The organism is Streptomyces tatrensis, from assembly GCF_049310065.1.
Taxonomy (GTDB): Bacteria; Actinomycetota; Actinomycetes; order Streptomycetales; family Streptomycetaceae; genus Streptomyces.
The window spans coordinates 2,078,260-2,091,200 of record NZ_JBMDLB010000011.1 but is presented as its reverse complement, the minus strand read 5'-3'; the positions used below and the strand labels follow the sequence as shown (position 1 = coordinate 2,091,200).

The window sequence follows — 12,941 nt, the reverse complement described above, 5'->3', positions numbered from 1 at the left end:
CGGAACACCGGAAACCCGGAACAAGGGGAGGGCAGCCCCGCCATGGACGACAGGGACGGCACCGACGGAAAGAACGGGCGCGGAGCGCCGGCCGGCACGGACGACAAGGAGCGGGACCGGGACAAGGACGCCAAGGAACCGCTGCGGGTGGGTGTGGCCGTGCGCAAGAGACGCCGGGCCCTGCACCTCACCCTCGCCGCGGTGTCCGCGCGCAGCGGACTGTCGGTTCCCTTCCTGAGCCAGATAGAGAACGAGCGGGCCCGGCCCAGCATGCGGTCCCTGGAGCGGGTGGCCGACGCGCTGGAGACCACGGCCGTCGATCTGCTGGCCGCCTCCGACACCGCGCGCACCGTGGACCTCGTACGGGCCGGCGACGAGTCCGCGCTGACCCCCGTCCCCGGCGTACGGCCCCTCGTGCGCGGGCACCACCAGCTGCACGCGCTGGAGTTCACCGGGGACCAGGACGCGGGCCGCGAGTACCAGCACCGCAACGACGAGCTGATGTACGTGGTCTCGGGCGCCTGCCAGGTGGAGGCCGAGGGGCGGGCGTACCGGCTGGAGAACGGCGACGCGCTGTTCCTGTCCGGCGGGGTGCGCCACCGCTGGCGGGCCGTCACCGAGGACACCCGGATCCTGATCGTCGCGGTCGGCGAGCACATCCACGCGACCTCCGAGCCGCCCTCGCCAGGACACTGACCGGATGCGGGTCGTTTCGCTGGTGCCGTCCCTGACCGAGGCGGTGGCCGTGAGCGCGCCCGGGGCGCTGGCCGGGGTGACCGACTGGTGCACCCACCCGGCCGCCCTGGGGGACGTGGCGCGCATCGGGGGGACGAAGAACCCCGACGTACGGGCGATCGCGGAGCTGCGCCCGGATCTGGTCCTCGCCAACGAGGAGGAGAACCGGGCCCCTGACCTGGCGGCGCTGCGGGAGGCCGGGCTGGAGGTCCTGGTCACCGAGGTACGGGACCTGCCGCAGGCGTTCGCCGAACTGGACCGGGTGCTGGTGGGGGCCATGGGGCTGGAGCGGCCCCGGTGGCTCGCGGACGCGGAGGCCGCGTGGGCCCGCGCGGAGCCGGCCGGACCGGCTCGGACGGCCTTCGTGCCCATCTGGCGCCGGCCCTGGATGGTGCTGGGCCGGGACACCTTCGCGGGGGACCTGCTGGCCCGCCTCGGGGTGCGCAATGCCTACGCCGGGCACGCGGAGCGGTACCCGAGGATCCCGGCGGCCGAGCTGGCCGCCGCCGGCTGCGAGCTCGTGGTGTTCCCCGACGAGCCGTACCGGTTCACCGCCGCGGACGGGCCCGAGGCCTTCCCCGGCATCCCGGCCGCGTTCGTCGACGGCCGTCACCTGACCTGGTACGGCCCTTCGCTGGTCGAGGCCCCGGCGGCTTTGGCGGCGGCTCTGCGGGCTTCGCTCTAGCGGGTCCTGCCCTAGCGGGCTGCGAGGGCCGGTTGCCCTAGCGGGGCGCGGCCAGGAGGCGGCCGGTGGCGAGGCCGCGCAGGGTGTTCGCGGCGGCCAGGAGCCAGGCGGTCAGCAGGGCCAGGAAGAGGGCCGCGGCCAGCCAGGAGAAGGCGGTGAGGCCGGTGTGCCGGGCCAGTCCGGCGGCGCCGGTGACACAGGTGCCGACGGGGAAGGTCAGCGCCCACCAGGTCATGGCGAACCCCATGCCGTTGCGGGCGGCCCGCAGCAGCATCGCCGCGGCCAGCGCCAGCCACAGCAGGGCGAATCCCATCACGGGGACCCCGTAGACGACCGCGAAGGCGGACAAGGCGCCGGAGTAGGGGCCGGCCATCGACTGGGGAGCCATGTCCGCGAGGGAGTTCACCGCGGTGGTCGACTGGCCGAGGGGGCCCAGGACCAGGAACAGGGTCGGGGTGAGGACCAGGGGGAGGGGGCCGTGGAAGATCAGCCGGCCGAAGATCAGGGGGAGCAGCAGCAGGGTGGCCAGCAGGCTCAGGCCGAACATCGCGTAGCAGCCGAGCAGCATGGCCTCGCGGGCCTGGCCGGCGGGCAGGTGGGGGATGAGCAGGGGGCCCAGCGCGGCGGAGACCATGGGGGCGACCACGGGGAGCAGCCAGACGGGGGTGGCCTGGTGGGCCTCCACCTTGTGGCGGACCACCATCAGGTAGGGGACGGCGACGGCCGCGAGGAGGCCTATGGCGGTGCCCGCGGTGAACAGGACGGTGTCCACGGCCACGGCGGCGGGGACGCCGATGAGGTCCTTGCCGACGATGAGCGCGCCTCCGCCGACGGCCAGCAGGGCCATCGAGAGGCAGCCGTAGAAGGGGGCCACGGCGGGGTCCAGGAGGTGGGCGCGGGCCTGGTCGCGGTGGTGGAGCCAGTGGCCGGCCCGGGCGGTCAGCAGGACCGCGAGGGCGGTGGCGGCCAGCACCCAGAAGACCTGGCAGACCACGCGCTGGCCGGGGAGTTGGTACGGGAGGGTCGCGCCGGCGTTGGCGATGATCGCCGTGCCCATGACGGAGGCGTACCAGTTGGGGCCGAGGTGCCGCAGGGAGGGAGCCTTGTGGGCCGCCGCGGTGCGGAGGGTCCCGGAGGTGGTGGGACGGGGGCGTACGAGGGTGGTGGCCATGGATCCAGCGTCCCGCCGTGCGGGGCCGGACGGCAGAGGGTCTCTTCCTATGAGGGCATAAAGTGAAGTTATGGGTAATGGGCACGGTAATGAGGAGTGGGTCGAGGGGCAGCTTCCGCTGGCACACCGGGTCCCGGACCTGGGGGCCATGGAACTGCTGCTCGCGGTCGCGCGCGTGGGCAGTCTGAGCGCCGCCGCGCGGCGGCTCGGGATCACGCAGCCCGCCGCCAGCAGCCGGATCCGGGCGATGGAGACCCGGCTCGGGGTCGCCCTCGTGGACCGCTCCCCGCGCGGGTCGACACTGACCGCGGAAGGTGCGCTGGTCACGGACTGGGCCCGGCGGGTGGTCGAGGCGGCCGAGGCCTTCGACGCGGGCGCGCAGGCGCTACGGGGCCGCCGGGACTCCCGGCTGCGGGTCGCCGCCAGCATGACCATCGCGGAGTACCTGCTGCCCGGCTGGCTGATCGCGCTGCGCGGGCAGCGGCCGGACACGGCGGTGTCGCTGCACGCGGGGAACTCGGCGGTGGTGGCGGAGCGGGTGCTCGCGCACGAGGCGGACCTCGGCTTCGTGGAGGGGCTGAGCGTGCCGGAGGGACTGGACTCGGTGGTCATCGCGCAGGACCGCCTCGTGGTGGCGGTGGCCCCCGGGCACCCCTGGGCCCGGCGCACGCGCGGGGTGGAACCGGCCGAGCTGGCGGCGACCCCGCTGATCCTGCGGGAGCGGGGGTCGGGGACCCGGCAGGTCCTGGACGCGGCGCTGGCCGGGTGCGGGGGGCTGGCGGAGCCGCTGCTGGAACTGGCCTCCACCACCGCGGTGAAGGCGGCGGCGGTCAGCGGGGCCGGGCCGTGCGTGCTGTCGGAACTGGCGGTCGGGGACGAGATGGCGGGGCGACGGCTGGTGTCCGTGCCGGTGCTCGGCGCAGGGCTGGAGCGAGAGCTCCGGGCGGTGTGGCCCGCGGGGGCGCGGCCGGCGGGCCCGGCGCGGGACCTGCTCTCGCTGACCCGGCGCTGACCCGGGGCTGCCCGAGCCCTGGCCCGAGGCTGACGCTGCCCCTGCCCCTGCCCCTGCCCCTGCCCGAGCCCGAGCCCGAGCCCGAGCCCGAGCCCTGGCCCGAGCCCTGGCCCTGGCCAGGGGCTGGCGCGGCGCGGTCCCGGCCCTGACCTGCGGCTGACGGGGCCCTGACCCAGCGCTGACGCGGGGGTGACGTGGCGTTGGCCCTGTGGGCCTGGCGCTGACCGGTTTTGGACGCGGGCTTGGTCCTGGGGAAGCGGCGCTGCCGCCGTGTCGGCCCAGTGGGCCGGGCGCGGACGCCGTGCCGGGCCGGCCGACCCGGCGCTGACGTGGCGCGGACCAGGTGCTGATGTGGCGCCGGCGCGGGTGTGGGTGTGGGGTGCCCCGGTGCGAGTCCGGCGCTGACGCTGCGGGGGTGGTGTGGCCCGGTGCGGGTGCGGCGCCGACCAGGCTTGGGCGCGGGGGTGGTCCGGCGTAGGTCTTATGCCGACCAGGCTTGGGCACGGGGGTGGCCCGGCGTGTATCTGGTGTCGACCTGGCCTGGAGGCGGGGGTGGGTCCGACGGCGGACCTGCGCCCACGGGGTCCGGGGCGGAGCCCCGGGGAACGGTGGAAGGGCGGGTAGGGGACTTCGCCCCCCTCGTGGCCGCCCCCGCCCCGTACCCGGGGGCCGGCGCGGAGTTGTCCCCTACCCGCCCTTCCACCGTTCCCCGGGCGCTGCCCGGACCTGCGCCTCAAACGCCGGCGGGGCTGGGTGTCCCAGGGCGCTGCCCCTGACCCGGTCCTCAAGCGCCGGACGGGCTGGAGGGAGGGGTACCGGGCTGCGCCCGGACCTCCCGGGGCTCCGCCCCGGACCCCGGTCCTCAAACGCCGGACGGCTGAAAGGCCCCGGACCCCGGTTCTCAAACGCCGGACGGCTGAAAGGCCCCGGACCCCGGTCCTCAAACGCCGGACGGCTGAAAGGCCCCGGACCCCGGTCCTCAAACGCCGGACGGCTGGAAGGCCGGGAGGGGGGCCGGAGACCGTGGTCGGTCGGCCCGGATCACAGGTGGGTGGAGGCCGCTGTGATCAGGGCCGACATGACTCGGGTGTCCTTGTCCAGCTCCGGGTGCCATTGGACGCCCAGGGTCCAGGGGGAGGGGGCGGGGAGTTCGATGGACTCCACCGTGCCGTCCGTGGCGTGGGAGGAGGCGATCAGGCCCCGGCCCAAGCGGTCCACCGCCTGGTGGTGGTAGGTCGGGACCTCCGATTCCTCCGGGACCAGCGCCGCGTACAGCGTGCCGGGGACCGGGCGGACCGGGTGCCAGGAGATCACGCCCGGGCTCGCCACGTGGCCGTCGACGTGCTGGATCAGGGTGCCGCCCAGGGCCACGTTCAGCGCCTGCATGCCGCGGCAGATGCCGAGCAGGGGCGTGCCCGAGGCCAGGGCGGCGGAGATCAGGGAGAGTTCCCACGCGTCGCGCAGGGTTGCCGCCGGTCCGGTACGGGGATCGCGCGGAGCTCCGTACCGGACCGGGTCCACGTCCGGGCCGCCCGCCACGACCAGGCCGTCCAGTCGGCCGAGCACCTCCGCCGCCGCCTCCGGTTCGTCCGGCGGGAGCAGGACGGCGGTGCCGCCCGAGGCCTGGACGAGCTCGTAGTACCCGGTGGGGATGAGGGCCGTCGGGACGTCCCACACCCCGTAGCGGGTGGATTGTTCGACGTAGGTGGTGATGCCGATGAGCGGCCTGGGCACGGGACTACCTCCGGGAGGGGAAGGGCGGGTCAGTCGCGGGAGAGCTCGGCCTCGGCTTCCGCCAGCGCCGCGAACTCCTCCTCGGGCGCGGAGGCCACCAGGTGGTGCCGACTGTAGAACGCGAAGTAGGCGAGGGCGACGGCGTACACGGCCAGTGCGATGAACGCCGCGTCCTTGTCCACCAGGAAGGTGGCGACCAGCGCCGAGAGGGCGAGGACGAAGGCGACCGTGGAGGTCGCGATGCCGCCCGGAGTGCGGTACGGGCGCTCCAGGCCGGGCTCGCGGCGCCGCAGCACGATGTGGGAGAGGGCCATGAGGGCGTACGAGATGGTCGCGCCGAAGACCGCCATGTTCAGCATGCGCGGGCCGTTGCCGGTGGCGGCGGCCAGCGCGAAGCCGATGGCGCCGGGGATGAGCAGGCCCAGGTACGGGGCCTTGCGCTTCGAGGTCAGGGACAGGAAGCGCGGGAGGTAGCCCGCCCGGGAGAGGGCGAACAGCTGGCGGGAGCCGGCGTAGATGAGGGAGAAGAAGGAGGCCACCAGCCCGGCCAGGCCCGCGTAGTTGACGAAGGTCTTCAGCCAGGAGAGGCCGGGGTCGCCCTCCAGGGCGACGACGAGCGGGTTGCCCGCGTCCTTGATGGCGTCGGCTCCGCGCGCACCGGTGGAGGCGAGGAAGGTGACCAGGGCGAGCAGGACCAGGATGCCCATGGAGATCGACAGGGCGCGCGGTACCGAGCGGACCGGGTCCTTGGCCTCCTCGGCGGCCAGCGGCACGCCCTCGACCCCGAGGAAGAACCACATGCCGAAGGGGAAGGCGGCCCAGATGCCGAGGATGCCCAGCGGCAGCCAGGAGCTCGCCCCGGCGGCGGTGGTGTCGACGGCGATGTTGTCGAGGTTGGCGGGGTCGAACTGGGTGAAGGCGCCGACGGCGAAGACGACCAGCGCGATCACGGCGATGGCGGTGACGACCAGCGAGAAGCTGAGCGCCTCGCCCACGCCCCACAGGTGGATGCCGATGAAGACGACGAAGCAGGCGAGGTAGACCGGCCAGCCCGAGGTGAGGCCGAAGAGGTTGAGGGACTCCACGTAGTCGCCGATGAAGATGGCGATGGCGGCGGGGGCGAGGATGTATTCGATGAGGATCGCGGTGCCGGTGAGGAAGCCGCCCCAGGTGCCGAGCGCCCGGCGGGCGAAACCGTAACCGCCGCCCGCGGTCGGCAGGATCGCCGACAGCTCGGCGAGCGAGTAGACCAGGCAGGCGTACATCACGCCCATCAGGACGGTGGCGATGGCGAGGCCGCCGAAACCGCCCTGGGCGAGGCCGATGTTCCAGCCGGAGAAATCGCCGGAGACCACGTACGCGACGCCGAGACCGGTCAGCAGCAGCCAGCCGGCGCTGCCGCGGCGCAGGGTGCGGCGCTCCAGGTAACCGTCGGCGCCTTTCCCGGGGGCGGCGTTCTCGGGGGACGAGGTGGGTTCGGGCACGGCTGCCAGCCGTGCGCCGGTGTCGTCGGCCATGTGCGCTCCTGCCTAGGGCAATGGTTGTGGGGCGTACCTTTGCCGCTCGGGCATGGCGGGCGCAAGACCCCTGCGTTAAACGGGGGTTACGAATGCCTCTCGGTCGAGCCGGTCGAGCCGGTCGAGGCGGGGCACCTTCAGGTCAGGAACCCCCGCAGCAGGGCCGCCGTGCCACAGCAGTGCTCGCGCATCACCTCGCGCGCCGCCTCCGGGTCGCGGTCCAGCACCGCCTCCACCAGCGTGCTGTGCTGCTGCTGCGAGTGCTCCAGGTTGCGCACCAGCAGCGGAATGCAGTCCAGCAGGTCGTTCACGGTGGCCCGGACGGCCGCGTACTGGGCCGTCAGGGTGGCGGATCCGGCGAGTTCGCACAGGGTGAGGTGGAAGAGGGTGTCCTGGCGGCGGTAGTCGGGCAGCGGGGCGTCGTGGGTGGCGGTCAGCGCCCCGAGCAGCCGGTCGGTGTCCCGCTCCGACAGCCCCTGGGAGGCGCACAGGCCGGTCGCTCCCACCTCCAGGACCTCGCGGAAGCGCAGCACGTCCTCGATGTCCACGCCCGCGACCCGGCGCCGCAGCTCCTCCTCGGTGCCCCCGGCCGGTGTGTCGGGGCGGGGCAGCACAAACGTTCCGCCATAGCGCCCGCGCCGGGCCTCCACCAGGCCCTGGTCCTGGAGTACCTTCAGCACCTCGCGGAGCGTCACCCGGCTGATCCCCATGCGCTCGGCCAACTCGCGCTCCGGCGGAAGCCGTTCCCCGCCCGGCACCAGTCCGAGCCGGACCACCTGGAGGATCTGCTCCAGCGCCTCCTCGAAACCGTTGCCCGCCCGCACCTGTCGCAGTACGGGATTGAGCCGCCGGGTCGCCTCGTCCTCGCTCGCCGTATCGGTCATCTCGCCTCCTCCCCTTCCCAAGCAATGGTTCTATTCAATACCTTAGGCCTACTCGGCTCACCGAAGGAGAGAATCCCGTGGTAGACCGCAAGCCGCCGCTTTCGCCCGAGGAGCTCCGCGCTCTCGTCGCCAGCGGTGAAATCGACACAGTGGTCCTGGGCTTCCCCGACATGCAGGGGCGCCTTCAGGGCAAGCGGTTCGCCGCACAGTTCTTCCTCGACGAGGTCCTCCAGCACGGCACCGAGGGCTGCAACTACCTCCTCGCCGTCGACACGGAGATGAACACCGTCGACGGATACGAGATGTCCTCCTGGGACCGGGGCTACGGCGACTTCGCCATGCACCCCGACCTCGCCACCCTGCGCCGGATCCCCTGGAACCCGGGCAGCGCCTTCATCCTCGCCGACCTCGCCTGGAACGACGGCTCGCCCGTCGTCGCCGCACCCCGGCAGATCCTGCGCCGCCAGCTCGAACGCCTCGGCGAACACGGCTACACCGCGATGGTGGGCACCGAGCTGGAGTTCATGGTCTTCCTGGACACCTACGAGCAGGCCTGGAACTCCGACTACCGCGGCCTGACCCCCGCCAACCAGTACAACACCGACTACTCCCTCCTCGGGACCGGCCGCGTCGAACCCCTGCTGCGCCGCATCCGCAACGAGATGCAGGCCGCCGGCCTGGTCGTCGAGTCGGCCAAGGGCGAGTGCAACCTCGGCCAGCACGAGATCGTCTTCCGCTACGACGAGGCGCTGACCACCTGCGACCAGCACTCCGTCTACAAGACGGGGGCCAAGGAGATCGCCGCCCAGGAGGGCGTCTCGCTGACCTTCATGGCCAAGTTCGACGAGCGCGAGGGCAACTCCTGTCACATCCACCTCTCGCTCAACGACGCCGACGGACGCAGCGCGATGGCCGATGACGGCCCGGACGGGCACGACCACGGCGGTATGTCACCCGTGATGCGCCACTTCCTGGCCGGCCAGCTCGCCGCGCTGCGCGACTTCTCCCTTCTCTACGCCCCCAACATCAACTCCTACAAGCGTTTCCAGCCGGGATCCTTCGCACCGACCGCCGTCGCCTGGGGCGTGGACAACCGGACCTGCGCGCTCCGAGTGGTCGGCCACGGCCGCTCCATGCGCTTCGAGAACCGCCTGCCCGGCGGCGACGTCAACCCGTACCTCGCCGTCGCCGGCCTGGTCGCGGCCGGGATCTACGGCATCGAGAACCGGCTGGAGCTGCCCGAGGCCTGCGCCGGCAACGCCTACACCGCCGACTTCGCGCACGTCCCCACCACCTTGCGCGAGGCCGCCGAGCTCTGGGAGAACAGCGAGATCGCCAAGGCCGCCTTCGGCCCCGAGGTCGTCGCCCACTACCGGAACATGGCCCGCGTCGAACTGGACGCGTACGACTCCGCCGTCACCGACTGGGAACTGCGCCGCTCCTTCGAACGCCTCTAGGCCCGGGCCCGGGGCCAGGACCGGAGCCGTCCCGGCATCCGCCGGCCCTCGCGCCCCGCAGCACCGCATTACCGGACCCACCGCACCCACCGCACCCGAACGTCTGAAAGGCCACCACGTGTCCGATGCGCTGGAAGTCTTGAATCCGGCCACCGAGGAACTCGTCGCCGTCGTCCCGGCCGCCACACGGGACGACGTCGACGCCGCCGTCGTACGGGCCACCGCGGCTCAGCGGACCTGGGCGGCCGCCGCCCCCGGCGACCGGGCCAGGCTGCTGCGCCGCTTCGCCTCGGTCGTCGACGGGCACATCGAGGAACTGGCACAGCTGGAGGTCCGGGAAGCGGGCCACACCATCGGCAACGCCCGCTGGGAAGCCGGCAACGTCCGTGACGTGCTCGACTTCGCCGCCGGGGGAGTGGAACGGCTCTCCGGCCGCCAGATCCCCGTCGCCGGCGGCATCGACGTCACCTTCCTCGAACCCCTCGGCGTCATCGGCGTGATCGCGCCGTGGAACTTCCCCATGCCGATCGCCGCCTGGGGCCTGGCCCCGGCGCTGGCCGCGGGCAACGCGGTCATCCTCAAGCCCGCCGAGACCACCCCGCTCACCGCGCTGCGCCTCGCCGAGCTCGCCCTGGAGGCCGGACTCCCCGAGCACCTGTTCCAGGTGCTGCCCGGCCGGGGCGACGTGGCGGGCGACGCCCTCGTCGAGCACCCGGGGGTGGCCAAGATCGTGTTCACCGGCTCCACCCGGACCGGCAAGCGGATCATGGCCAAGTGCGCCGACCGGGTGAAGCGGCTCACCCTCGAACTCGGCGGCAAGAACCCCAACATCGTCTTCGCCGACGCGGACCTGGAGGCGGCGGCGGCCGCGGCCCCGATGTCCTTCCTGGACAACACCGGGCAGGACTGCTGCGCCCGCACGCGGATCCTCGTACAGCGCTCCGTCTACGACCGGTTCATGGAACTGCTCGTGCCCGCCGTGGAGAAGGTGGTCGTCGGCGACCCGTACGACGAGAACACGCAGCTGGGACCGCTGATCTCACGGGCCCAGCTGGACCGCGTACGGTCCTACGTCACCGCCGACCTCACGGTCGTCCGGGGCACCGCCCCCGAGGGTCCCGGCTTCTGGTACCCCCCGACCCTCGTCACCGGCGTCGACCCCACCGCCGCCGTGGCCACCGAGGAGGTCTTCGGGCCGGTCGCCGTCGTCCTGCCCTTCGAGGACGAGGAGGACGCCGTAAGGCTGGCCAACGCCACCGACTACGGCCTCGCCGGCTCCCTGTGGACCCGCGACGTGGGCCGCGCGCTGCGCGTCTCGCGCGCCGTCGCCGCGGGCAACCTGTCGGTCAACTCCCACAGCAGCGTCCGCTACTGGACCCCCTTCGGCGGCTACAAGCAGTCCGGACTCGGGCGCGAGCTCGGACCCGACTCCCTCACCGCTTTCACCGAGACCAAGAACGTCTTCATCAGCACGGAGGCCTGAAGAACATGAGCATCGAGCCCACCGAAGAGATCGTCTGCCGCCGCCTGGTCGGCCGCACCGCCGTCATCACCGGAGCCGGCAGCGGCATCGGCCTCGCCACCGCCCGCCGGCTGGCCTCCGAAGGCGCCAACGTCGTCTGCGGCGACATCGACGAGACCGCGGGCAAGGCCGCCGCCGAGGAGGTCGGCGGCACCTTCGTCAAGGTCGACGTCACCAGCCCGGAGGAGGTCGAGGCACTGTTCAAGACCGCCTTCGACACCTACGGCTCCGTGGACATCGCCTTCAACAACGCCGGCATCTCGCCCCCGGACGACGACTCGATCCTCACCACGGGCCTGGAGGCCTGGAAGCGGGTCCAGGACGTCAACCTCACCTCCGTCTACCTCTGCTGCAAGGCGGCCCTGCCCTACATGCAGCGCCAGGGCCGGGGCTCCATCATCAACACCGCCTCCTTCGTGGCCCGGATGGGCGCCGCCACCTCGCAGATCTCCTACACCGCCTCCAAGGGCGGCGTGCTCGCCATGTCCCGCGAGCTCGGCGTGCAGTTCGCCCGCGAGGGCATCCGCGTCAACGCGCTCTGCCCGGGGCCCGTCAACACCCCGCTCCTGCAGGAGCTGTTCGCCAAGGACCCGGAGCGCGCCGCCCGCCGGATCGTGCACATCCCGCTGGGCCGGTTCGCCGAGCCCACCGAGATCGCCGCCGCCGTCGCCTTCCTCGCGAGCGACGACTCCTCCTTCATCAACGCCACCGACTTCCTGGTCGACGGCGGCATCTCCGGCGCGTACGTCACCCCCCTCTAGGCCCCCGTGGGCCCCCGGCAGGCCGCGCGGCCTGCCGGCGCCAGGGGTCACCCGGACCGCACCTCCCCGACAGCCGGGCGTCGCAAGACGCCCGGCTGTCGTGCTCCTCCGTCCGCGACGATCTTGAAGAAGAACCAGGAGAACCCACCTCAGTGACCCGACCCAGTTCCGTGCGACGGCTCCAGGCCGTCGGCGCTGCCGTCGCGATAGCCGCCGGCACCCTCGTGGCCGCCGCACCCGCCGCCCAGGCGGACCGCGCCCACTGCACCACCCCGCAGCTGAAGGCCGGCTGGTACGGGGACAACCAGGCCCGGCTCCAGCAGCTCGTCCAGGACTACGGCACGTGCAACCCGTACCGGCCGAACCGCAACAAGCCCGTCGCCGTCTTCGACTGGGACAACACCGTCGTCAAGAACGACGTGGGCGACGCACAGATGTTCTGGCTGCTGCGCAACGGCAAGATCCGCCAGCCCGCCGCGGGCGACTGGAGCAGCACCAGCCGCCACCTCACCCCGGCCGCCGCCCAGGCCCTGGCCGATGCCTGCGGGGCCCTCGCGAAGCCCGGCGCCCCGCTGCCCACCGGCACTCCGGAGGGCGCCGGCTGCGCCGACGAGATCAACGCCGTCTACGGCACCGCCGCCACCCGCGGGGCCGCCCCCGCCTTCGCCGGCTGGGACCGCCGTACGTTCGAACCCGCCTACGCCTGGCTGCCGCAGCTCATGCAGGGCTGGACCGCGCGCGAGATCCGCGGCTTCACGGCCGCCGCACGGGCCGAGAACCTGGCCGCCCCGGTCGACGCCCAGCAGCAGGTCGGCTCCACCACCGCCACCGGCTGGGTGCGCTACTACGACCAGCAGAAGGACCTCGTCGGCGCGCTGCAGAAGGCCGGCTTCGACGTATGGATCAGCTCGGCCTCGCCGCAGCCGGTCGTCGAGGTGTGGGCCGAGGGCGTGGGCATCGACGCCGGGCACGTCATCGGCATCCGCAACACCACCACGTACGGCGGGAAGTTCACCTCCCACCTGCAGGGCTGCGGGTCCGTCGCGGACGGCGCCGACACGATGATCACGTACATCGACGGCAAGCGCTGCTGGATCAACAAGGAGATCTTCGGGGTCCGCGGCGCCGCGGCCGAGAAGGTCCAGCCGGCCGCGCGCCGCCAGGTGTTCGCCGCGGGCGACTCCGACACCGACATCTCGTTCCTGCGGGACGCGACCGCGCTGCGGCTCGTCGTCAACCGCAACAAGAACGAGCTGATGTGCCGCGCCTACGACAACAGCGACGGCAAATGGATCGTGAACCCGATGTTCATCCAGCCCAAGAAGCAGAAGGCCGCGCCGTACCCGTGCGCGACCACCGGCTTCACCGGCCGCGACGGCACCCCGGGGCCCGTGCTCCGGGGTGACGCCAGCGTCATCCCGGACCAGACGGACTCCGTCTTCTAGCCGGACCGCCCGCCGGTT

11 protein-coding genes are annotated in these 12,941 nt (G+C 72.9%); 7 read left to right on the top strand and 4 right to left on the bottom strand.

Annotation, left to right across the window (positions count from 1 at the left end; all coding sequences use genetic code 11):
- Nucleotides 1-42 precede the first annotated feature (42 nt).
- Together ACODT5_RS25210 and ACODT5_RS25205 are read left to right on the top strand one after the other, a co-directional pair.
- On the top strand, nucleotides 43-696 hold the full coding sequence (locus tag ACODT5_RS25210) for a helix-turn-helix domain-containing protein (protein ID WP_422521536.1): 654 nt from the start codon (nucleotides 43-45) through the stop codon (nucleotides 694-696).
- A 4-nt stretch (nucleotides 697-700) separates the two neighbouring features.
- On the top strand, nucleotides 701-1,420 hold the full coding sequence (locus ACODT5_RS25205) for a helical backbone metal receptor (protein WP_422521535.1): 720 nt from the start codon (nucleotides 701-703) through the stop codon (nucleotides 1,418-1,420).
- Between the two features lie 37 nt (nucleotides 1,421-1,457).
- Here ACODT5_RS25205 and ACODT5_RS25200 read toward each other — a convergent pair whose 3' ends face one another.
- Entirely contained in the window at nucleotides 1,458-2,591 is a 1,134-nt protein-coding gene (locus tag ACODT5_RS25200) for a TDT family transporter (protein ID WP_422521534.1), read from the bottom strand.
- 70 nt (nucleotides 2,592-2,661) lie between these two features.
- On the opposite strand from ACODT5_RS25200, the gene ACODT5_RS25195 reads away from it, so the two are divergent.
- Nucleotides 2,662-3,603 carry a LysR family transcriptional regulator gene (locus ACODT5_RS25195; protein WP_382974332.1) on the top strand — a complete coding sequence of 314 codons (942 nt, stop codon included), beginning with the start codon at nucleotides 2,662-2,664 and terminating at the stop codon, nucleotides 3,601-3,603.
- 1,041 nt (nucleotides 3,604-4,644) lie between these two features.
- Here ACODT5_RS25195 and ACODT5_RS25190 read toward each other — a convergent pair.
- The 3 genes from ACODT5_RS25190 to ACODT5_RS25180 all read right to left on the bottom strand — a co-directional run bounded on the left by ACODT5_RS25190 (nucleotide 4,645) and on the right by ACODT5_RS25180 (nucleotide 7,738).
- On the bottom strand, nucleotides 4,645-5,337 hold the full coding sequence (locus tag ACODT5_RS25190; protein WP_422521533.1) for a gamma-glutamyl-gamma-aminobutyrate hydrolase family protein: 693 nt from the start codon (nucleotides 5,335-5,337) through the stop codon (nucleotides 4,645-4,647).
- A gap of 29 nt (nucleotides 5,338-5,366) precedes the next feature.
- A complete protein-coding gene (gene eat / locus ACODT5_RS25185) occupies nucleotides 5,367-6,854 on the bottom strand; it encodes an ethanolamine permease (protein ID WP_422521532.1) in 1,488 nt (495 codons plus the stop codon).
- A 137-nt stretch (nucleotides 6,855-6,991) separates the two neighbouring features.
- Complete coding sequence (locus ACODT5_RS25180) at nucleotides 6,992-7,738, bottom strand: FadR/GntR family transcriptional regulator (RefSeq protein WP_422521531.1); 747 nt, start codon at nucleotides 7,736-7,738, stop codon at nucleotides 6,992-6,994.
- Nucleotides 7,739-7,815: 77 nt separating this feature from the next.
- On the opposite strand from ACODT5_RS25180, the gene ACODT5_RS25175 reads away from it, so the two are divergent.
- The 4 genes from ACODT5_RS25175 (at nucleotide 7,816) to ACODT5_RS25160 (ending at nucleotide 12,923) form a co-directional block, all read left to right on the top strand.
- Nucleotides 7,816-9,195, top strand: coding sequence for a glutamine synthetase family protein (locus tag ACODT5_RS25175; protein ID WP_422521530.1), 1,380 nt, complete (start codon nucleotides 7,816-7,818; stop codon nucleotides 9,193-9,195).
- 118 nt (nucleotides 9,196-9,313) lie between these two features.
- Nucleotides 9,314-10,678 carry an aldehyde dehydrogenase family protein gene (locus tag ACODT5_RS25170; protein WP_422521529.1) on the top strand — a complete coding sequence of 455 codons (1,365 nt, stop codon included), beginning with the start codon at nucleotides 9,314-9,316 and terminating at the stop codon, nucleotides 10,676-10,678.
- Nucleotides 10,679-10,683: 5 nt separating this feature from the next.
- Nucleotides 10,684-11,478: a 3-oxoacyl-ACP reductase gene (locus tag ACODT5_RS25165; protein WP_243334068.1), complete on the top strand. Its 795-nt coding sequence runs from the start codon at nucleotides 10,684-10,686 to the stop codon at nucleotides 11,476-11,478.
- 152 nt (nucleotides 11,479-11,630) lie between these two features.
- Complete coding sequence (locus ACODT5_RS25160) at nucleotides 11,631-12,923, top strand: haloacid dehalogenase-like hydrolase (RefSeq protein ID WP_422521528.1); 1,293 nt, start codon at nucleotides 11,631-11,633, stop codon at nucleotides 12,921-12,923.
- Nucleotides 12,924-12,941: the final 18 nt, after the last annotated feature.